At 38.7% G+C, this 19,775-nt stretch carries 23 protein-coding genes; 20 read left to right on the top strand and 3 right to left on the bottom strand.

Annotation, left to right across the window (positions count from 1 at the left end; all coding sequences use genetic code 11):
• Positions 1–191 precede the first annotated feature (191 nt).
• The 9 genes from RHP56_RS08835 (at position 192) to RHP56_RS08795 (ending at position 7,620) form a co-directional block, all read left to right on the top strand.
• Positions 192–461: a phosphocarrier protein HPr gene (locus tag RHP56_RS08835; RefSeq protein ID WP_002815800.1), complete on the top strand. Its 270-nt coding sequence runs from the start codon at positions 192–194 to the stop codon at positions 459–461.
• Between the two features lies 1 nt (position 462).
• Complete coding sequence (ptsP, locus tag RHP56_RS08830; RefSeq protein ID WP_011680377.1) at positions 463–2,178, top strand: phosphoenolpyruvate--protein phosphotransferase; 1,716 nt, start codon at positions 463–465, stop codon at positions 2,176–2,178.
• A gap of 116 nt (positions 2,179–2,294) precedes the next feature.
• The gene (tsaB, locus tag RHP56_RS08825; protein ID WP_011680376.1) at positions 2,295–3,005 is read left to right on the top strand and encodes a tRNA (adenosine(37)-N6)-threonylcarbamoyltransferase complex dimerization subunit type 1 TsaB; all 711 of its coding nucleotides are present in this window, start codon (positions 2,295–2,297) and stop codon (positions 3,003–3,005) included.
• Positions 2,989–3,546 (top strand): ribosomal protein S18-alanine N-acetyltransferase, encoded by a 558-nt coding sequence (rimI, locus tag RHP56_RS08820; protein ID WP_011680375.1) that lies wholly within the window; start codon positions 2,989–2,991, stop codon positions 3,544–3,546. The genes tsaB and rimI (RHP56_RS08820) overlap by 17 nt, the downstream gene beginning before the upstream one ends.
• The gene (gene rimI, locus RHP56_RS08815; RefSeq protein ID WP_011680374.1) at positions 3,524–3,934 is read left to right on the top strand and encodes a ribosomal protein S18-alanine N-acetyltransferase; all 411 of its coding nucleotides are present in this window, start codon (positions 3,524–3,526) and stop codon (positions 3,932–3,934) included. Before rimI (RHP56_RS08820) ends, rimI (RHP56_RS08815) begins: the two co-directional genes overlap by 23 nt.
• Positions 3,927–4,943 (top strand): tRNA (adenosine(37)-N6)-threonylcarbamoyltransferase complex transferase subunit TsaD, encoded by a 1,017-nt coding sequence (tsaD, locus tag RHP56_RS08810; RefSeq protein WP_011680373.1) that lies wholly within the window; start codon positions 3,927–3,929, stop codon positions 4,941–4,943. Before rimI (RHP56_RS08815) ends, tsaD begins: the two co-directional genes overlap by 8 nt.
• Positions 4,944–5,040: 97 nt before the next feature.
• Entirely contained in the window at positions 5,041–5,691 is a 651-nt protein-coding gene (locus RHP56_RS08805; RefSeq protein ID WP_011680372.1) for a redox-sensing transcriptional repressor Rex, read from the top strand.
• A gap of 6 nt (positions 5,692–5,697) precedes the next feature.
• Positions 5,698–6,735, top strand: a complete 1,038-nt coding sequence (locus tag RHP56_RS08800) for a lipid II:glycine glycyltransferase FemX (RefSeq protein ID WP_014325100.1) — start codon at positions 5,698–5,700, stop codon at positions 6,733–6,735.
• A gap of 66 nt (positions 6,736–6,801) precedes the next feature.
• On the top strand, positions 6,802–7,620 hold the full coding sequence (locus tag RHP56_RS08795) for an HAD-IIB family hydrolase (RefSeq protein WP_014325099.1): 819 nt from the start codon (positions 6,802–6,804) through the stop codon (positions 7,618–7,620).
• A 9-nt stretch (positions 7,621–7,629) separates the two neighbouring features.
• Here RHP56_RS08795 and RHP56_RS08790 read toward each other — a convergent pair whose 3' ends face one another.
• The gene (locus RHP56_RS08790; protein ID WP_011680369.1) at positions 7,630–8,112 is read right to left on the bottom strand and encodes an FUSC family protein; all 483 of its coding nucleotides are present in this window, start codon (positions 8,110–8,112) and stop codon (positions 7,630–7,632) included.
• A 92-nt stretch (positions 8,113–8,204) separates the two neighbouring features.
• On the opposite strand from RHP56_RS08790, the gene RHP56_RS08785 reads away from it, so the two are divergent.
• The 9 genes from RHP56_RS08785 (at position 8,205) to groL (ending at position 16,271) form a co-directional block, all read left to right on the top strand.
• Positions 8,205–8,948 (top strand): nitroreductase family protein, encoded by a 744-nt coding sequence (locus tag RHP56_RS08785; protein ID WP_014325098.1) that lies wholly within the window; start codon positions 8,205–8,207, stop codon positions 8,946–8,948.
• Positions 8,949–8,982: 34 nt separating this feature from the next.
• Entirely contained in the window at positions 8,983–9,942 is a 960-nt protein-coding gene (locus RHP56_RS08780) for a type I phosphomannose isomerase catalytic subunit (RefSeq protein ID WP_462794691.1), read from the top strand.
• 252 nt (positions 9,943–10,194) lie between these two features.
• Positions 10,195–11,139: a mannose/fructose/sorbose PTS transporter subunit IIA gene (locus RHP56_RS08775; RefSeq protein ID WP_011680366.1), complete on the top strand. Its 945-nt coding sequence runs from the start codon at positions 10,195–10,197 to the stop codon at positions 11,137–11,139.
• 39 nt (positions 11,140–11,178) lie between these two features.
• Entirely contained in the window at positions 11,179–11,985 is an 807-nt protein-coding gene (locus RHP56_RS08770; protein WP_011680365.1) for a PTS mannose/fructose/sorbose transporter subunit IIC, read from the top strand.
• Between the two features lie 14 nt (positions 11,986–11,999).
• Positions 12,000–12,914, top strand: a complete 915-nt coding sequence (locus RHP56_RS08765) for a PTS system mannose/fructose/sorbose family transporter subunit IID (protein WP_011680364.1) — start codon at positions 12,000–12,002, stop codon at positions 12,912–12,914.
• A 78-nt stretch (positions 12,915–12,992) separates the two neighbouring features.
• Positions 12,993–13,352, top strand: coding sequence for a DUF956 family protein (locus tag RHP56_RS08760; protein WP_002815784.1), 360 nt, complete (start codon positions 12,993–12,995; stop codon positions 13,350–13,352).
• 29 nt (positions 13,353–13,381) lie between these two features.
• Entirely contained in the window at positions 13,382–14,215 is an 834-nt protein-coding gene (locus RHP56_RS08755; protein ID WP_011680363.1) for a YitT family protein, read from the top strand.
• 123 nt (positions 14,216–14,338) lie between these two features.
• Entirely contained in the window at positions 14,339–14,623 is a 285-nt protein-coding gene (gene groES, locus RHP56_RS08750; protein WP_002815782.1) for a co-chaperone GroES, read from the top strand.
• Positions 14,624–14,651: 28 nt separating this feature from the next.
• A complete protein-coding gene (gene groL / locus RHP56_RS08745) occupies positions 14,652–16,271 on the top strand; it encodes a chaperonin GroEL (protein ID WP_011680362.1) in 1,620 nt (539 codons plus the stop codon).
• Positions 16,272–16,347: 76 nt separating this feature from the next.
• On the opposite strand, the gene RHP56_RS08740 is transcribed toward groL, so the two are convergent.
• Together RHP56_RS08740 and RHP56_RS08735 are read right to left on the bottom strand one after the other, a co-directional pair.
• Complete coding sequence (locus tag RHP56_RS08740) at positions 16,348–17,151, bottom strand: DUF2785 domain-containing protein (RefSeq protein WP_096639526.1); 804 nt, start codon at positions 17,149–17,151, stop codon at positions 16,348–16,350.
• Positions 17,152–17,176: 25 nt separating this feature from the next.
• Complete coding sequence (locus tag RHP56_RS08735) at positions 17,177–18,514, bottom strand: C1 family peptidase (protein WP_096639525.1); 1,338 nt, start codon at positions 18,512–18,514, stop codon at positions 17,177–17,179.
• Positions 18,515–18,647: 133 nt separating this feature from the next.
• Here RHP56_RS08735 and RHP56_RS08730 point away from each other — a divergent pair, with 133 nt between their 5' ends.
• Positions 18,648–19,091 carry a DUF3290 domain-containing protein gene (locus RHP56_RS08730; RefSeq protein WP_011680359.1) on the top strand — a complete coding sequence of 148 codons (444 nt, stop codon included), beginning with the start codon at positions 18,648–18,650 and terminating at the stop codon, positions 19,089–19,091.
• A complete protein-coding gene (locus RHP56_RS08725; RefSeq protein WP_102753764.1) occupies positions 19,088–19,726 on the top strand; it encodes a DUF421 domain-containing protein in 639 nt (212 codons plus the stop codon). Before RHP56_RS08730 ends, RHP56_RS08725 begins: the two co-directional genes overlap by 4 nt.
• Positions 19,727–19,775: the final 49 nt, after the last annotated feature.

The raw sequence follows: 19,775 nt of genomic DNA, 5'->3' as shown, positions 1-19,775 counted from the left end.
CAATCTATTTTTCAGAAAAGAGGACGCAAAATCAATGTAAACGTTTTCATTGAAAAAGCCGGTAAATAGGCATTTCTAGCTTTAGTGCTTGATATAACAATGATTTGTGCAATATTCTACTTGATATTTTGTAAGCGCTTTGATAAACTATATTCAGAAGCTGATTAACAGCACAAAGGAGAATTTTAAACATGGCACAATCAAAAGACTTTCATATCATCGCAGAAACAGGTATTCACGCACGTCCAGCAACTTTGTTAGTACAAGCAGCTTCAAAGTTTGCTTCAGATGTTACTTTGTCATATCAAGGTAAGGATGTTAACTTGAAGTCAATCATGGGTGTAATGTCATTGGGTGTTGGTCAAGGAGCCGATGTTACTATTAAGACTGAGGGTGCTGATGAAGAAGCAGCAATGACAACAATTGCTGAAGCAATGGCTACAGAAGGACTAGCAGAATAAAATGACGAAAAACTTCAAAGGAATCGCGGCAAGTAACGGCGTAGCAATTGCTAAAGCCTACTTGTTAGTTGATCCGGATTTGTCTTTTGAGAAGACAACAGTAACAAATGTGGCGGCTGAACAAGCACGTGTCGACGATGCTTTGAAGGCTTCTAGTGATGATGTTAAATTGATAAAGGCAAAGGCAACCGAAAGTTTAGGTGCTGCAGAGGCTGAAGTATTCGAAGCACACCTAATGGTTTTGGCTGATCCAGAAATGTCTGGTGCAATTAAACAAAAAATAGAAGATGACAAAGTTAACGCTGAACAAGCTGTCAAAGAAGTCACAGATATGTACATCAGTATGTTTGATGCGATGACGGATAATGAATATATGCAAGAACGTGCAGCAGATATTCGCGACGTAACGAAGCGCATTTTGTCACATTTATTGAACATTTCTTTGCCTAATCCAGCACTAATTGATGAAGAAGTAGTTCTTGTATCAAAGGATTTAACTCCTTCCGATACAGCGCAACTAGATCGTCAGTTCGTAAAAGGTATTCTAACTGACCTTGGTGGTCGAACAGCTCACGCATCAATTATGGCACGTACGTTGGAAATTCCAGCGGTGGTTGGTTCTGAAAAAGCAACAGTTGAGGTTTCTAGTGGTGATTTGGTCATTGTTGATGGCTTGACAGGTGATGTAATTGTTAATCCTGATGCCGATACACTTGCTACTTATCAAAAAAAGGCAGCCGATTATTTCGCACAACGTGCGGAATGGGCTAAGTTAAAAGATGAGAAATCAGTGTCTGCTGATGGTAAAGAATTTATCGTTGGTGCTAACATTGGCGCACCAAAAGATATGCAAGCTGTTTTAGACAATGGTTCTGAAGGCGTTGGTTTGTATCGAACAGAATTCTTGTATATGGAATCTGATCATTTACCAACCGAAGATGAACAGTTTGAGGCTTACAAATCTGTTGTCGAACAAATGGGTGACAAGCCCGTTACAGTTCGTACGATGGATATTGGTGGCGACAAGCATCTTGATTATTGGAAATTACCTGAAGAAGAGAATCCGTTCTTAGGTTATCGTGCCATTCGTATTTCATTGGATCAGACTGATATTTTTCGCACGCAATTACGTGCATTGATACGGGCATCTGCGTTTGGCAACTTATGGATTATGTTCCCAATGATTGCAACATTAAGCGAATTCCGTGCTGCTAAAAAAATTTACCTTGAAGAACGTGAAAAGCTTGAAAAAGCGGGTGTGGCTACGGGTGAAGTTAAGTTGGGCATTATGATAGAAATTCCAGCTGCAGCAATTTTAGCCGATAAATTTGCCAAAGAAGTTGATTTCTTCTCCATTGGTACGAATGATTTGATTGCCTATACAATGGCTGCGGATCGTGGAAATGATCGTGTGGCGTATTTGTATCAACCATATAATCCGTCTATCTTACGATTAATTAATACTGTGATTTCAGCTGCACACAAAGAAGGCAAGTTTGTCGCAATGTGTGGTGAGATGGCTGGTGATCCTGTGGCAGTACCACTATTAGTGGGTATGGGATTAGATGAGTTTTCAATGAGTGCACCATCTGTTTTGCAAACTCGTTCCTTGATGAAAAAGCTCAATACAGCTGACATGAAAGTGTTGGCTGAAAAAGCATTGGACGTTGAAACGAATGACGAAGTGATTGAGTTAGTTAAGGAAGCAACAAAGTAATATTTAGAAAAAGCGCCATTGGCGTTTTTTTTGTGTGCTCTATAACGGTTTTTATGATTACTAATAAATATAACAATTCTCATTCAAGTTTTATTATTTGTGATAAAATTAAACTTATGAAGATTTTAGCATTTGATACAAGTAACCAACCACTAACAGTGAGTTTGGCAGAACATAATAGCGTAAAAAACGTTTTCACTACCAATGTAGCACGTAACCATTCCATTCAGTTGCTACCAGCCATTCGAGATATTGTGGCTGCTGAAAATTGGACACTACAAGATATTGATCGTGTTGTTGTGGCTCAAGGGCCAGGATCGTTTACGGGATTAAGAATTGGTGTCACAGTGGCAAAAGTTTTAGCCGATACCTTGGGTGCTGAATTATGTGGTGTATCTAGCTTAGCAATTTTAGCGGAACAAGTTAAAGCTGACGGGCTAGTGGTACCATTATTTAACGCCCGCAATAGAAACGTTTTTGCTGGTGTATATCAAAATGGTGTGAGTATATTTACTGAATCTCATCAGCCAATTACAAATTTATTTGCTTTTTTGGAAGCAAAGGACGAACCAATTACTTTTCTGGGTGACACCTCAGAATTTAGCGATGAAATGCAAACGCTTTTTGGTGAGCGCGCAAAAATTTTGTCACCAGAAGAGAGTTTACCGGATGGGGTGGGTATTGTAACACTTGGATTGCAAGAAACACCTACAGAGAATATTCAGGATTTTAATCCAAATTATCTACGCAAAACGCAAGCAGAGCTGAACTGGATTGCTGCTCATCCTGGTGAGGATAAACCAGAAAACTATGTTTTTGAAATTTAGAAAATCAAAGCATTTATTAAATAGTTTGCCAAAATATACCGAAAAAGTCGTTGATGTCCAAGGGACAACATTTTTATTAAGGCGAGCTACGATGTCAGACATCGATATGCTAATAAAAATTGAAGAAGCAGTTTATAATGGTTCAGCACCATGGCTTTTACGTGATTTTGTGAGTGAACTGTCACGTCCGCATGTCCGACTGTATTTAGTCATTGAACGGCGTGGTCAAATTGTTGGTTTTGCTGGTGCTGCTTTGCGCACTGACATTCATGACATGCACATTACTAATATAGCTGTCCTACCGGTATGGCAAAATAGCGGCTTGGGCACGATACTCATGCAAGAGTTAAAATTGTTTACTAAAAAAACAGGTATGTCATCAATGACTCTGGAGGCCAGAGTGTCCAACCTGGGCGCACTGGCATTGTACGAACGACTGGGCTATAAGCAAACAGGTATTAAGAAAGGATATTACCTCGATAATCGCGAAGATGCGGTATCGATGGCATTACACTTTGATGATTCGACGAGCAACAACTGAAGATATTGACTTGATATGGCATATAGCCGATGCTGCTTTTGGATCATCCCCTTGGCCCAAAAGCGTTTTTGAACATGATTTAGCTAGTCCCAGGACAGCTTATTTTATCGGGGATGGTGGCTTTGTTGGTGTCACGACAATACTTGATGAAGCTGAAATTGTTAGTGTTGCAGTACATCCTGATTATCAAAAACAAGGTGTGGCACAGAACATTTTTAAACATATTTTTAATATGAAGCAAGTTACTCGATTTTTGCTTGAAGTATCTGCACAAAATGGTGGCGCCCAAGCATTATATAGAAAGCTGGGATTTACAGAGTATTATCGTCGTGAAAAATATTATAGAAATGGTGATGATGCAATTATGATGGAGAAAAAAATTGACTAAAATAATTTCCTTTGAATCAAGTGCGGATGAAACAAGTGTCGCCATTGTTGAAGACGGTCACATTGTGCTAAGCAACAGTGTGGCTACCCAAATTAATTCACATCAACGCTTTGGTGGTATTGTTCCTGAAGTGGCCAGTAGACATCATATTGAATGGATTACTCGGGTACTAAATGATGCTTTAAACACGGCTCATGTAGAACCCAAAGCGCTTGATGCGGTTGCTGTGACATATGGGCCGGGACTAGTCGGCTCTTTATTAGTTGGTTTAATGGGGGCGAAAACATTTGCTCTGGCGCATGGTTTGCCAGTTATTCCAGTTAATCACTTAGCAGGTCATATTGCGGCGGCAAATTTTAACAAGCCAATTAAATATCCAGCGATGGCATTAATGGTTTCTGGTGGACATACTGAACTTGTATTGATGCGTGAAGAAAACCAATTTGAAGTCATTGGCGAAACACGTGATGATGCAGCTGGAGAAAGCTTTGATAAAGTTGGGCGGCTATTAAATTTGCCGTATCCTGCTGGGAAGACAATTGATGAGATGGCTCATAGAGGCCAACCAACCATTAAATTTCCAACTGCCATGGCACATGAAGATAACTATGATTTTAGTTTTTCTGGTTTGAAGAGTGCGGTAATTAATTATGTGCATCACGCCAATCAAAAAGAGGAAACAATCAATCAGAATGATTTGGCGACTAGCTTTCAAAATGCTGTTGTTGATGCATTAATTGGTCGGACAAAACGAGCATTAGAAAATTTTCCTGTTAAAAGTTTTGTATTAGCTGGTGGTGTCGCCGCAAATTCTCAATTACGTGAAGAATTGACTATGCTATTAAACGATTTTCCAAAGACAGAATTTATCCCTGTTCCGATGCAGTATACAGGGGATAATGCAGCAATGATTGGTGCTGCGGGTTATTGGAATTACAAGAAAAATATTTTTGCTGATTTAGATTTAAACACGGATCCGGGATTGGATTTTGAATTGTTACAATCCTGACATCATTGTGAAAACATCACTATCTTTTGGTAAAACCTTTTTATATATGGTATACTAGTTATGCAAAAGTTCACAAGTTTAATTAATGGAGATAATTATGACTCAACAACCTAAAATACCGCGTGCAACTGCTAAGCGGCTACCTATATATTTTCGTTATCTAACATTTTTACATGATGCTGGCAAGGAACGGATTTCTTCCTCAGAGTTGAGTGAAGCTATTAAGTTCGATGCGGCAACAATTCGTCGAGATTTTTCATATTTTGGTGCGCTAGGTAAGCGTGGCTACGGTTATGATGTCAAAGCGCTTTTAGATTTTTTCGCCAATGTATTGGACCAAGACAGCTTAATTAATGTGGCTTTAATTGGTGCTGGTAATCTTGGACAAGCTTTATTAAACTTTAATTTCCATCAATCATCAAATATGCGTATTGCAGCAGCATTTGATGCAGACGAAAAGCGTACAGGCACAATTCTGTCAGGTGTACCAATTTATTCAATGGAAGAGTTACAAGAGCAAATAACAGCACAACGTATCAATATTGCCATTCTAACGGTTCCACAAGGTGTTGCACAAGAAATTACCAACCAGTTAGTCGAAACGGGTGTCAAAGGTATTTTGAACTTTACACCAGTACGTGTGACTGTTCCAACTGGTGTTCGTGTGCAAAACGTTGACTTAACAAATGAATTACAGACGTTAGTTTATTTCATCGAAAACTACGGCTCAATTACGACAGGACTATAATTTCACATGACTATTTTAAATTTAGATGATTCCAAAAAAGTAACTGATTATCAGCAATTCGTTCGTGAAAATCCCCGTGGACAAGTAACACAAGATCCATTGTGGGGAGAGTTGAAATCTAACTGGGGACACATTTATGTTTACCACGAAACTGACGGAAAAATTGATGCCGCTATGTCTGTTTTAACCGTCGAAGCAGTACCAGGAAAACTATTAGCTTATGTTGGCCGAGGGCCAGTAGCTGATGTTGAGGACATTGACTTGATTAAGTCAATGATTAATGAAGCATTGACGGCTTTGCCAGATAATGTATTTTTGGTACGTATGGATCCTGAGGTGTCATATTCTGATGCATTAAATCAAAAGTATCTTGATGCTGGATTTAAAACAAGAAATAAACAAGTTAAGCATATGCATGGGAACATTCAACCACGTAAGAATGTTGTTTTGTACTATGATGGTCGCGGTGAAGGGGCTAAGCCCATTACAAATGAAGATGAGTTAATGCTTCATTTTAAGCCGAAAGTCAGAAATGATATTCGTCGTGCTTTTCGTGACGGGGTTACTGTTACAAGTGGTGATAGTGAAGAAGACATTCGCGCATTGTTTGATACATATGTGTCGATGGCGAAGAGCCATGGCATTACCCATCGACCAATTGACTATTTCTTACGAATGCAAAAATTATGGGCTGGTACGGGATTATTCCGTGTTTATCTAGCGCATTATGAAGATCAAGTTATTGCCAGTGGCCTTGGATTCTCTTATGGCGATGAGATTTGGTACATGTACGCTGGTTCATACCGTGAATTTGGAAAGCATAATGCGCCTGCTGCTATCCAATACGAAATGCTCAAATGGGGACTTGAATTAGGCAAAGTTGAGTACGATTTTGGTGGCATTGGTGAATTTGATAATTCAGATGGATTGTACAAATTTAAGCATGAATTTGCTTACCATGATCCCCATGCTGAGTACATTGGTGAACTAGATTGGGTAATTGATGAATCTGGTTATCAAGAATATCTTAAACAATTTGAATGAAATTAGCGCTTAACGGCGCTTTTTTGGTACAATTGAAAGATAGTATTTACGAGTAGGAGACAAGTAATGTCAATTAAATTAATTGCGTCAGACATGGATGGCACGTTTTTAACGGCAAATGATGAATATAGTCAAGCTAGATTTGAACGCGTTTTATCAGTTATGGAGAGACGCGATATGCGTTTTGTTGCGGCTTCAGGGCGTCAAGTTAAAAATCTACAACAATTGTTTGCCCCAACAATTAATAATGGCTTTGAAATGGATTTTGTTGGTTCCAATGGTGCAGTTGTATCAACATTTGAACAACAATTGTATTCAGTACATTTGTCAGCTAATCAATTAGAAAAGGTCATTGACTGGAATGCTAAAAATCCGGAGTCAGCGGAAAACATTATTATCATGACAGGTGATAAAGGAACATATGTGTCTAACCATGCGACAGGTCAAGTCGCGGAAATGGTTTTTCAATTTTATCCCAACGTCAAGCAAGTTGAAAAATTAATGCAAGTTGATGATCACATTTTGGGTATTACTTTTGTGTGGCCAAATAATGAAGTGCATCAACATGTGTCTGCGCTGAGAAATATTTTTGGCAACGAATTGCATGCAACTGGGTCAGGATTTGGCTCTGTTGATGTTTTAGGAAAAGGTGTGGATAAGGCAGCCGGACTACAAGTTTTGCAAGATTACTACAATGTTTTAGATAGTGAAGTAATGGTGTTTGGCGATAATGGCAATGATTTAGAGATGCTGACTAAATACGAAAATGGGTTCGTGATGCCTAATGCGGAGCCGTTTATGCAACAAAGAGTAACTAAAAAAGCCGTCGATGTGAACACAAACGATGGCGTTTTGAAGACAATTGAGCAATATTTAGGTATTTAAAAAAGCGGCTCACGTCGCTTTTTTTGGTGACCAGAATCGGTTAATCGCGATTGCTATGACCACGCCGATGAAAGTATCAATGATACGATCAATGACATAAACTATGGTTGCACCAGCTGGAATGTTTAATGAAATCATTAATAAGGCAGCCATGGCCCCAATAACACCACTATTGTAGTTGAAGCCATCTAATAAAACAATTACAACAATAACAAGTAGAGGTAAAAGAATCATGGAAACCCAGGCAGCTTGATGTGTTTGTTGGTGAACAATGAAATAAAATAGCGCAAAAGCACCACCGACTGTGTTAGAAATCAACCGTACTTTGGCAAAGTTGAGCGTTTTATCCCAACTTTCTCGCAGTGCAAAAACTGCCGCTAAACACGCAACAAAAGGCGGACGATTAAAAAAATAAAATGACGTGATGATTAGCATAACGGCTAGAGCAGTCTTTAATGTACGTAATCCTAATCGAAACTTCCCGAATTGCATAAATTTCTCCAATTAATATTTTATTATTTTATCATAATTTTATGGTACTATCTAGTTATGAATATTATTTGGTTTCATGAAAGGATTTTACTATGTCTAACCCAACCTTAGATGTGCTTAATCAACATATGTCCATACGTTCCTTTACAGATGAAATGGTCTCTGATCAACAGGTTTCAGAAATTATTCGTGCGGCAACTGCTGGGCCTAATATGAATAATTACCAACCAGTAACTTTTATAGAAATTACATCACAAGATATAAAAGCTGATATTACCACTAAGGTAGGCATGAAATATATTGAAACTGCGGCAAGATACTTTGTTGTAACAGTTGACTACAATAAAGATTTAATAGGCTTAAACAATGAGCAGCGCCGCCAGGCAGAAGAGAACATACAGAGCTATGCATTACTTGAAGGTGGTATTGTGAGTGCCGGCATTGCTCTTGGACGGGCTCAAGTCGCTGCTGAATCGCTGGGATTAGGTAGTGTGACCATGGCTGGTGCATTAGGGGCCTTTGAAATTTACGAAGAGCATCTCAACTTGCCACGCTATGTGAAAGCAGTGATGGGCTTTTCAATTGGTCATCCGGCGGATAATCCTGGTATTAAGCCAAAACTTGGTGAAAGCGGATTTTTGATGAAAGATCGCTATAATCAAGTACAGCTAGAAGAGGCAGTTTCCGCGTATAATAAAGTGATGGTTGAATATTATGCGAATCGAGGTATTGAACGTTCTTGGACAGAAAACAATGCCCGAATGTTAACTCGTGAACGAAAAACAACACCATTATTGACGCAGTATGCTAAAGATAAAGGATTTAACCTAAAATAAAATTTTTTTGAATAAAAATGAAAGCGATTACATTATGACAATATTACATTTACAAGCAGAGTTACATGAAAAGATGTGGGGTGGAAGCGCCTTGGAAGACTTTAATTATAAAATCCCGAGTGATCACACTGGGGAGGCTTGGACAATTGCTGCCCATGGCAATGGACAATCTACTGTAATTAACGGGAAATTAGCAGGTCAAGGATTGAGTCGAGTTTGGCAAGATCATCCAGAATTGTTTGGTGGTCATGGACGTGATGAAGCATTTCCACTATTAGTGAAAATTTTGGATGCCCATGAAAATCTATCAATTCAGGTTCATCCGAATGATAAACAGTCTCACGAAAAATTTGGCAAAACAGAAAGTTGGTATATTTTAGATGCAAAGCCAGGTTCTAAAATATATTATGGTCATCATGCGAAAACACGAGATGAACTTAAAAAGATGGTTGATCAAAAAGAATGGGAAAAGTTATTACGCACAATTCCAGTGCAGAAGGGAGATTTCTTTTATGTTGCTTCTGGTACATTTCACGCTTTAGGGGCTGGTATTATTGCTCTTGAGATACAACAGAGTTCTGACACAACTTATCGATTCTACGACTTTGATCGAATTGATGCCGCCACAAAAGAAAAGCGTCCGCTTCAAATTGAAGAGGCCTTAGCAGTCACTACTGTACCTCATGTAGATCCTACCTTAATTCAAGATACCACGATTGTTGACCAAACTGTCATTGAACGTTTGGTAGTAGCAACAAAATTTACCATAGATAAGTTGTTGGTTCGCGGCCCATCATTGTTTGAACTAACTCACCATTATGAACTGTTTACGGTGATCGAAGGGTCCGGTTTTATTGATGCCGATCAAATCAAAAAAGGTGATAGTTTTATAGTATTGAGTGATGCAAAAAACTATCGATTAAATGGTGATATGACGCTCATACGCAGTTTTGTCACACCTACAACAACAAATAAAGACGTATTTGTGAGATGAATTTAGAAGATGTCGCTAGATTGTAAGTTATTATTTCATTAGTTTTCATCACAATTTACCTTTTGAAAAACTATTTTATGAAAAGAAAATACAAGGTATGTAAGAAAAAGTGAAAGCTTGTACTTTTTGGTAAACTAGGATTATAATTAAATATGTAAACGGTAACAAAAAACTTACTTGAAAGCGTTTACAAAACTGTTTTGTTCCGTTATAATCATATAGTAAGTATTTTAATGAGAAGGAGATAACCGGATGGTTAATCTAATTATTGCCAGTCATGGAGACTTTGCTAAAGGCATACTGATGTCAGGTTCAATGATTTTCGGTGAACAAGAAAATGTTGAAGTTGTTACATTTTTGCCTAACGAAGGGCCAGACGATTTAGATAAGCATTACCAGGAGGCATTGGCGAAGTTTAATAATGATGATCAAATCCTATTTTTAGTTGATTTGTGGGGAGGATCACCATTTAACCGCGCTAGTTTAATTCAGAAGCAAAATCCAGAAAAAATGGCTATCATTGCAGGGTTGAATTTACCAATGTTAATTGAAGCCTATGCTGGCCGTTTGAGCCAAGATACAGCCGCTGGATTGGCTACGTATTTGGTTCCTGTTGCTAAGGATGGTGTGAAGTCAGTTCCAGAAGCCAAAGAAGAAACGGAAGCTAAAACCTCCGAAAAAATTGTTGGCTTAAAAGAAGGACACATCAATATTAAGCTAGCCCGTTTGGACACACGTTTACTTCATGGGCAAGTGGCCACGGCTTGGACACCTGATTCAAAAGCAAATCGTATTATTGTTGTTTCAGATGCGGTGGCCAAGGATGAGCTGCGTAAGAGCTTGATCCAACAAGCTGCGCCTAACAATGTGCGCGCAAATATTGTACCAATCAGTAAAATGATTGAGGTGGCTAAGGACGATCGCTTTGGTGGTGTTGACGCATTCCTGCTGTTTGAAACGGTTGAAGATGTGTTAACTGCTGTAGAAGGTGGCGTACCGATTAAGTCATTGAATGTTGGTTCAATGGCACATTCAGAAGGAAAAACAATGGTCAACAAAGTTTTGTCTATGGATAAAAATGATGTTGCCACTTTTGAAAAGTTACGCGACTTAGGCGTTGAATTTGATGTTCGAAAAGTGCCTAATGATAGTAAGGCTAACTTGTTTGATTTAATCAAGAAAGCAAATGTTAAATAATTTGACATGTAAAATGTTTAATTAAGAAAGGTGTCTAATATGTCTGTTATTGCGATAGTTTTAGTCGTAATCATTGCCTTCTTTGCAGGTATGGAAGGTATTCTGGATGAATTTCAAATTCATCAACCGCTAGTTTCAGCCACGCTAATTGGTTTAGTAACTGGTCATCTGACAGCGGGTATAATTTTAGGTGGTACATTGCAAATGATCGCCTTAGGTTGGGCTAATATTGGTGCGGCTGTTGCCCCTGATGTGGCCTTGGCCTCAGTAGCTTCCTCAATCATTATGGTTAAAGGTGGCGATTTCTCTAGTACAGGAATCTCAGTGGCCGTAGCTTCAGCTATTCCTTTGGCTGTTGCTGGTTTGTTCCTGACAATGCTTGTTCGTACTGTTGCGGTTGGATTGACTCACGGAGCTGATGCTGCTGCTAAAGAAGGAAAAATTGGTACTATTGAACGCTTGCATCTATTTGCACTTGTACTACAAGGTCTACGTATAGCTGTACCTGCTGCTATTTTAATTGCTGTACCTGCTGCGGCAGTGAGAGCAGCTTTGACATCTATGCCAGAATGGTTAACTGGTGGCATGGCTATAGGTGGTGGAATGGTTGTCGCCGTTGGTTATGCATTAGTTATTAACATGATGGCAACTCGTGAAGTATGGCCATTCTTCGCTATTGGTTTTGCGTTAGCAGCTGTTAGTGAACTAACGTTGATCGCGTTAGGAGCAATTGGTGTTGCACTTGCTTTGATCTACATCAACTTGTCAAAAATGGGTGGTAACAGTAACGGTTCAAATGGCGGCGGTGGTAGTGATCCAGTCGGCGACATTTTGAACAAGTACTAGAAAGGGGCAAGATGATGGCTGAAAGAAAAATTGAATTAACTAAAAGAGATCGTATGTCAGTTGCATGGCGTTCACAATTCCTCCAAGGTTCTTGGAACTATGAACGTATGCAAAACGTTGGATGGGCTTATTCCATGATTCCTGCGATCAAAAAATTGTATAAGTCAAAAGAAGATCGTGCGCTAGCCTTGCAGCGCCATTTGGAATTCTTCAATACGCATCCTTATGTTGCTTCACCTATTCTTGGTGTGACATTAGCTTTGGAAGAAGAACGTGCCAATGGTGCGCCAATTGATGATACTGCTATTCAGGGTGTTAAGATTGGTATGATGGGTCCTTTGGCAGGTATTGGTGATCCGGTCTTTTGGTTCACAATCCGACCAATTCTGGGTGCACTGGGCGCATCATTGGCAATTAGTGGTAATATTCTGGGACCAATTTTATTCTTTGTTCTTTGGAACATTATTCGTATGGCATTCTTGTGGTATACACAAGAATTTGGTTATAAAGCTGGAAGTGCCATTACGCAAGATTTGTCTGGTGGGTTATTGAAGGACATTACAAAGGGTGCTTCAATACTTGGTATGTTCATCTTGGCTGTCTTGGTTGAGCGCTGGGTATCGATCAAATTTATTCTTGAACTGCCAGCAAAGAAGTTGGCAAAGGGTGCCTACATTAATTTCCCAAATGGGAATGTTACCGGCGCACAGTTGCAGAAGATCTTAGGTGAGCAAGCTTCCGGATTATCATTGACAAAGTTAGCCCCTAATACGTTACAGAGTAACTTAGACAGTTTGATTCCTGGGTTGATGGGACTCTTACTGACATTCTTGGCAATGTGGTTGTTGAAGAAAAAAGTATCACCAATCGTTATGATTATTGGTATCTTTATCTTTGGTATCGTAATGCATGCCTTAAACATAATGTAATAGCATTCATGTTAAAAGTGCTTGTCAATCTGGCAAGCACTTTTAATGGTACATAGAAAATAATAGGGGAACATATTCATGGTACAGTCTTTAAACGCAAAAGCAGAATATACAACGCAAGGCATTTCTTATCTAGGTATTGGGGCGAAGTATGGTAAGATTCTAGTAGGAGATCAGGCGTTCGAGTTCTTTAATGATAATAATGTTGAAGATTATATTCAAATTCCTTGGGAAAACATAAGCGCTGTCTACGTACACGTCACAGGGAATCGAGTTAGTCGCCGATTTAAAATTAAAACAGATAAAATTGATTTAGATTTTTCTGCTAAGTCGTCGGGCAGTTTACTTAAAGTGATGCGTGAGCATCTAGGAAACGACAAAATATTACGAACTGCATCCTTATGGGATACTATTCGGTCACGATTCAAACGCAAATAAATGAATGCCACAAACAATGAGGATATTAAATGAAAATACTTAAAAACTATCAAGCACTACGTTATATTGTTATTGTAATGGCACTCGAAATCGTAGCAATCAGCATTAACTTTTTTTATGCACCGGCAAAAGTTGCTGCTGGTGGCGCAACTGGATTGGCTATTTTAATTAACGAATTGGTGGGTTTTGATCGAGCAGCTACTGTGTTGATCGTCAATTTGATTATGATTGTTTTGGCAGCTGTTTTTTTGGATCGTGGTACCACAGCGCGAATTGCTTTTGGCAGTATTGTTTTGCCGGTGTTATTGAAAGTTACACCAAGTTTTCAAGTTTTACAAGATCGAACCTTTGCGGTGCTTGTTGGTGGTAGTATTTTTGCTGTTGGTGTAGCATTACTTTATCGAATTGATGCTTCTAGTGGTGGAACTGCAGTGCCTCCGATGATTTTTAAGAAGTATTTTCGCATTTCACCAGCTTTATCTCTGCTGGCAATTGATACAGTTGTTTCGTTAGGGAACTTGGTAACGCAAGGGTTAGAAGCACTGATTTTGGCGCTTTTTTCATTAGTTATTACTGCGGTTGTGATGAACTATATCGAAACTGGTTTGGATCGTCGTAAAATGGTCTACATTACAACAAATGATCGCATTGATGATTTGAAAAAATATTTGCTCGATGGTGACAAGGGCTTCACAATTATGGATGTTCGTGGCGGTTATATGGGTGATGGACGTGAAATGTTGATGGTGGTCCTTGATAATCATGAGTATAATCATTTTTTGCGTGGCATTCATCAAGTTGATCCGGAGGCTTTTACGATCGCTTATGATATTTCTGAGGCGCATGGAGGGACTTTTCTTTGATGACGTGACAACTAGATCACGTCTTTTTTGTTGACATTTTTGATGATAGTGTTATACTTAAAATTGTAATTAGCACTCACGTTTAAAGAGTGCTAAAAAAGAAAATCTCGGAGGTATGAATCCATGTTGAAGCCATTGGGTGATCGTGTGATTATTGAAGTAACGGAAGCTGCAGAAGAAACTGTCGGTGGGATTGTTTTGGCAAGTAATGCCAAGGACAAGCCTGTTACTGGTAAAGTTGTAGCTGCGGGTACGGGTTATGTCTTAAATGATGGCACAGTCCGTGATTTGACAGTTAAAGTCGGTGATGAAGTCTTGTTTGATAAGTATGCAGGACAAGAAGTGTCATTTGAAGGGCAAGATTACTTAGCATTGCACGAAAAAGACATAGTTGCAGTTGTCGAATAATTATCAAATCAAAGGAGATATTTAAATCATGGCTAAAGAATTAAAGTTTTCAGAAGATGCACGTGCAAAGATGAAGGCCGGTGTTGACAAGTTAGCTGATACAGTTAAAACGACTATTGGACCAAAGGGTCGTAATGTTGTTTTGGAACAATCGTACGGTGCACCAACCATTACCAATGATGGTGTAACAATTGCTAAAGCAATTGAACTAGAAGACCATTTTGAAAATATGGGCGCTAAGCTTGTCGCTGAAGTCGCTTCAAAGACAAATGATATTGCCGGTGATGGTACAACAACCGCTACTGTTTTGACTCAAGCAATTGTCGGTGAAGGTTTGAAGAACGTGACTGCTGGTGCCAACCCAGTTGGGATTCGAACAGGCATTGAAAAAGCAACTGCAGCAGCCGTTGCAAAGCTTCATGAAATGTCACACACAGTTAATACTAAAGATGAAATTGCTCAAATTGCATCAATTTCAGCCGCCAATGAAGAAGTTGGTGAATTGATTGCTGAAGCAATGGATAAAGTTGGTAATGACGGTGTGATCACCATTGAAGAATCAAAGGGTATCGAAACAACACTTGATGTTGTTGAGGGTATGCAATTCGATCGTGGTTACATGTCACAATACATGGTGACTGACAATGACAAAATGGAAGCTAACCTAGATAATCCATACATCTTGATTACTGATAAGAAGATTGGTAACATTCAAGATATTTTGCCAGTATTGCAAAGTGTTGTTGAACAAGGACGTGCTTTGTTGATCATTGCTGATGATATTACCGGTGAAGCCTTGCCAACATTAGTTTTGAACAAGATGCGTGGTACATTCAATGTTGTTGCGGTTAAGGCACCAGGATTTGGTGATCGTCGTAAGGCACAATTGGAAGATATCGCTATCTTAACTGGCGGTACAGTAATTACTGAAGATCTTGGTTTGAATTTGAAGGATGTTACAATTGATCAACTTGGTCAAGCTTCAAAGATTAACATCACAAAGGATAACACAACAATTGTTGAAGGTTCAGGTGATAAGGGTGCTGTCGCATCTCGTGTTGACACAATCAAGCAACAAATTGCTGAAACAACTTCTGATTTTGATCGTGAAAAGTTGCAAGAACGTCTTGCAAAGTTGGCTGGTGGTGTCGCTGTTATTAACGTTGGTGCAGCCACAGAAACTGAATTGAAAGAACGTAAGTACCGCATTGAAGATGCTTTGAATGCAACGCGTGCTGCTGTCGAAGAAGGTTTCGTTGCCGGTGGTGGTACAGCCTTGGTAAATGTTATTGCTGCTGTTTCAGCTTTGTCAGAAGAAGGCGACGTTCAAACTGGTATCAATACTGTTATTAAAGCATTGGAATCACCTGTTCGTCAAATCGCTGAAAATGCTGGCTTAGAAGGATCAGTGATTGTTAACAAGTTGAAGGAACAAAAAGAAGGATTTGGTTACAACGCTGCTACTGATGAGTGGGTAGACATGATTGCCGCTGGTATTGTGGACCCTACTAAGGTAACACGTTCAGCATTGCAAAATGCCGCCTCTGTTTCAGCATTGTTGTTGACAACAGAAGCTGTCGTTGCTGAAGAGCCAAAAGATGATGCACCAGCCGCTATGCCACAAGGTGGTATGCCAGGTATGATGTAATATTATTAGTAAAATTAAAAGACCGATCTTGTAATAGATTGGTCTTTTTGTATTCCTTATTTTTTAAAGAATTTGGTTATATATATTTGAAACGCTGGTAATTTTGTTTAATTGTGCAATTGACTAACGAAACTAATTTATTCGAATCTGGGTACGCTATTAATAAATGTGCTTGTAACTTGATCATGAAAAGTGAAACATTACTATAAGCATTGAAGTTATCAACTTTGAGGTCATTAAGCAAAGTAATCCAATTATTAAGCTCATCATCGGATATTATATTTTTATTAATCAAATGCAGAACTGGAACGACCATTCGACCAGGTTCATCAGCTGTGAATAGAAATGAATTGTGTAAAATATTTTTGATGGCGTTAATGACAAGGATGCTGTCATTGTGTGTAAAAGTAGTGAAATCAACAACTTCATCGAGCAAATCTGCAATATGGGCAATGCCATGAGCCCAACCATCATTTGTTAGACCACGAAAATCATGTTCGTTCTGAATATAATCAATACTTTGTTCAATAATCTGACGTTGTTGACTTTGAGATAAAAATGAATGATTATTATGACGGTATGATAGTGAGGCTAGAAAAAGTGCTGTAAAGCTACGAGTAAAGATACTTAGTTTATCGTTTTTATTATCGATATTTTGTAATAGATAACTGTTATCAAGCAAGAAACTCGACACCTTTTGTTCTTGATTTACTGATAACTTCCCGGTTGTAGTCCAGTCAGAAAAGAGACTGTAGATGAGTGTGTCTCGTAATTCAGAATCTAACGAGCCAATGTTTTCAACCATTTCAAAAAGTAGTTTGTTAGAAATAATCGAAGGGCTATTTTGTTTAATCTGAAGAAGCTGTTCTTTTAGAGTCATATTTAAATTGACGCCTCATCTTTTTCTAAGCTAATGCACCCATTGGATCCCATGGAGACAACAATGTTGGCTTTGAATTATCATAAATATTGACTAGTTCTGAGCTTAGATATTCCTTCTTGACAACAATTTGATAAGCATATTCGCTCATCCAATCGTCTGACATTGTGAAGTAGCCTTTCTTACCAACTTTCTCGCCCCAAGAATTCTCGACTTTCCACTTTGTTGGTTGGTCATTTTCATCTAAATCTACACCTGTCAAGACCATTGCGTGTGTCATTAGACTTTCGCCGTAGTCAAGACGCTGTGCTTTGGTCATCGTTGAGTCAACGTTAAATAAATCATCGGAAGCAAAAATACCGCTGGCCATGAGACCACTCTCTCGATCAACTTGAGGACCCATATCTACACCAAACCAGACACTTTGACCATCTTTGAGTTGTGAAATGGCGAATGCTTTCATTTTGTTGATATCCACATTAAGGTGTTTGACGTCACGACCACCAACAACATTACCCAACATGTCAACATTATAAGTGGCATCAAATGGTTTGTCAGCAGTTGGTGCGTTAATGACAGAAATATACTCATCTAAGTCCCAACTAACAAATTTTTGGTAATAACCCTGTGGTGTTAATTGACGTTCAACGTGGAAGTTGTGCAGCTCATCTCGGTATTCAAAGTCGAATTGAACAGGTGGCTCACCCAAAGTTAGTGACAACAAGCGGTAGACGTTAGCTAACATTTCATTGCGTGCATTAGAGATCTTGTCTTTTGATGCTTGCTGGGCTACTAGCCCACGCAGGACAGTTGCATCGTGCCTTAGAAGCGTATTGAGCGTGTTGTTGAGTTCTGCAGTGGCAGAAGAAGCTTTTGATTCAGGATAAATGCTTTGTGGCACCAGACCGTATTTTTCAATGATAGAGACAATCATGTCCCACTGTCCACCGTCTTGTTGAGGCGTAGTCAATAAGAAGGCAACGCGACGTGAATCAAGAGGCTCAGTTGCCGTTTTGAGAACATTTTCATAAAAATAATTGGCTTTTTCAAACTTGTCCCAGAACAACGTGTAGCTTTGGGAAAGTTGAAATTCATCACTAATGTGAAACCTATCTTTAATATCATGGCGCATCGTGTTTAAGGCGGCAAACATCCAGCAACGCCCCGATTGCTTTTGGTTAGCAACTTTTCCAGTGTCTAGATCAATTGAGAATATTGGTGTGTTAATATTTGCAATCTCTTGGTCAAAACTCGCGCTGTGAATACCATTTTTGGTAACAGCTCGACGAATAATGTTGTTGTGTTTATCGTCTGTTGCTGTACGAAAATCTTTAATTTGTTGATTTGTAATTTCTGTTGACAAGATAGCAGCTCCTTTTATTTATATGAGTATAATATAAATAATATATCGCTTTTTGATAGTTGCTTCAAGCATTGTGAATTCGATTCAATGGCTTTTTAGAGATATGGTATGATAATTAACGAGGTATTTTGAGATGAATTTTTATTCCGTTGACTATTTAATAAAACAAACAAATATAAACGACACTATTGGTAAATATTTAATGGTTGTTGTTTTTGTTTTGATGGCAGTCGGTGCGGTGGCTTCAGTTAGAAATCGTTTGCAAACTCGCTATCGCGAATTAAGCATTATAGCGTTGTTGCTTTTTTTATTCCTAGCTGGTGCACGATATACAGATTATCAGCAAGCTAAATCGCAGGACGATCAGAAGACGCAAATGGCTGCTTTTGTAACTAAGTTTGCCAAAACGCAAGGTGTTTCTAAAGATAAATTATATTTTAATTCGACAACAGTGAGTGATGGTATGTTAGTAAAAATGGACAAAAAGTTCTATCGGCTCACAATTAGTGCTGATCAACAGTCTTATAGCCTGACACGTGCATACCTAATTAACTCGAAAGTGAAGGTGGTCAAATGAGTATTTATCTACCCATATTAACTAAGCTAGCAATTGGGTTGGTAGCTTTAATAATTCAGATTAATGTTATGGGAAAGGGCAACTTAGCACCGACAAACGCGTTAGATCAGGTTCAAAATTATGTTTTGGGTGGTATTATTGGCGCAGTTATTTACTCAGACACCATCACAGTTTTTCAATTTACGATTGTATTGATTATTTGGACAATGTTAGTAATGACATTCAAGTTTTTAAAAGAACATAATCGTTACGTTAAACTATTAATTGATGGTCAGCCTAAGGTTGTCATTGAACGAGGAAAAGTAAACATCAAAAACGTCCTGTCTTCTGGCTTATCAGCGAATGATTTAATGTTTAAATTGCGATCACAAAGTGTCTATGATTTGTCTCAAGTTAAAAGAGCTGTGCTTGAAATAAATGGACAGCTGACAGTAATCTTAGCCGGTGAGGAGAATATGAAATATCCTATTATATTTGATGGGCAAATCAACACAGATGTATTGGACATCATTGATCGTGATGAGTCATGGTTAACTGATATTGTACAAAATCAAGGTTATGACAGTATTAATGACATATTCGTTGGCGAGTACATCGATGGCAAAGTTCGCTTAACACCGTATGAAAGTAAGTGATAGTACACACTAATTCAAAAGTTTACATTTATTGTAACGACACGATGCG

The sequence above is a fragment of the Leuconostoc sp. C5 genome, assembly GCF_056530425.1.
Note: the sequence above shows the minus strand (reverse complement) of the source record. Positions and strands in the feature narration are given on the sequence as shown.

Bases quoted from the DNA above. Each gene is read 5' to 3' on its own strand.
- rimI (WP_011680375.1), top strand. From the start codon at position 2,989: ATGTTTTTGAAATTTAGAAAATCAAAGCATTTATTAAATAGTTTGCCA.
- rimI (WP_011680374.1), top strand. From the start codon at position 3,524: ATGATTCGACGAGCAACAACTGAAGATATTGACTTGATATGGCATATA.
- RHP56_RS08730 (WP_011680359.1), top strand. From the start codon at position 18,648: ATGAATTTTTATTCCGTTGACTATTTAATAAAACAAACAAATATAAAC.
- RHP56_RS08780 (WP_462794691.1), top strand. From the start codon at position 8,983: ATGACAATATTACATTTACAAGCAGAGTTACATGAAAAGATGTGGGGT.
- groES (WP_002815782.1), top strand. From the start codon at position 14,339: ATGTTGAAGCCATTGGGTGATCGTGTGATTATTGAAGTAACGGAAGCT.
- RHP56_RS08795 (WP_014325099.1), top strand. From the start codon at position 6,802: ATGTCAATTAAATTAATTGCGTCAGACATGGATGGCACGTTTTTAACG.
- RHP56_RS08775 (WP_011680366.1), top strand. From the start codon at position 10,195: ATGGTTAATCTAATTATTGCCAGTCATGGAGACTTTGCTAAAGGCATA.
- RHP56_RS08835 (WP_002815800.1), top strand. From the start codon at position 192: ATGGCACAATCAAAAGACTTTCATATCATCGCAGAAACAGGTATTCAC.
- RHP56_RS08760 (WP_002815784.1), top strand. From the start codon at position 12,993: ATGGTACAGTCTTTAAACGCAAAAGCAGAATATACAACGCAAGGCATT.
- RHP56_RS08805 (WP_011680372.1), top strand. From the start codon at position 5,041: ATGACTCAACAACCTAAAATACCGCGTGCAACTGCTAAGCGGCTACCT.
- RHP56_RS08725 (WP_102753764.1), top strand. From the start codon at position 19,088: ATGAGTATTTATCTACCCATATTAACTAAGCTAGCAATTGGGTTGGTA.
- RHP56_RS08790 (WP_011680369.1), bottom strand. From the start codon at position 8,112: ATGCAATTCGGGAAGTTTCGATTAGGATTACGTACATTAAAGACTGCT.
- RHP56_RS08765 (WP_011680364.1), top strand. From the start codon at position 12,000: ATGGCTGAAAGAAAAATTGAATTAACTAAAAGAGATCGTATGTCAGTT.
- RHP56_RS08770 (WP_011680365.1), top strand. From the start codon at position 11,179: ATGTCTGTTATTGCGATAGTTTTAGTCGTAATCATTGCCTTCTTTGCA.
- ptsP (WP_011680377.1), top strand. From the start codon at position 463: ATGACGAAAAACTTCAAAGGAATCGCGGCAAGTAACGGCGTAGCAATT.
- groL (WP_011680362.1), top strand. From the start codon at position 14,652: ATGGCTAAAGAATTAAAGTTTTCAGAAGATGCACGTGCAAAGATGAAG.
- tsaB (WP_011680376.1), top strand. From the start codon at position 2,295: ATGAAGATTTTAGCATTTGATACAAGTAACCAACCACTAACAGTGAGT.
- RHP56_RS08755 (WP_011680363.1), top strand. From the start codon at position 13,382: ATGAAAATACTTAAAAACTATCAAGCACTACGTTATATTGTTATTGTA.
- RHP56_RS08740 (WP_096639526.1), bottom strand. From the start codon at position 17,151: ATGACTCTAAAAGAACAGCTTCTTCAGATTAAACAAAATAGCCCTTCG.
- RHP56_RS08785 (WP_014325098.1), top strand. From the start codon at position 8,205: ATGTCTAACCCAACCTTAGATGTGCTTAATCAACATATGTCCATACGT.
- RHP56_RS08800 (WP_014325100.1), top strand. From the start codon at position 5,698: ATGACTATTTTAAATTTAGATGATTCCAAAAAAGTAACTGATTATCAG.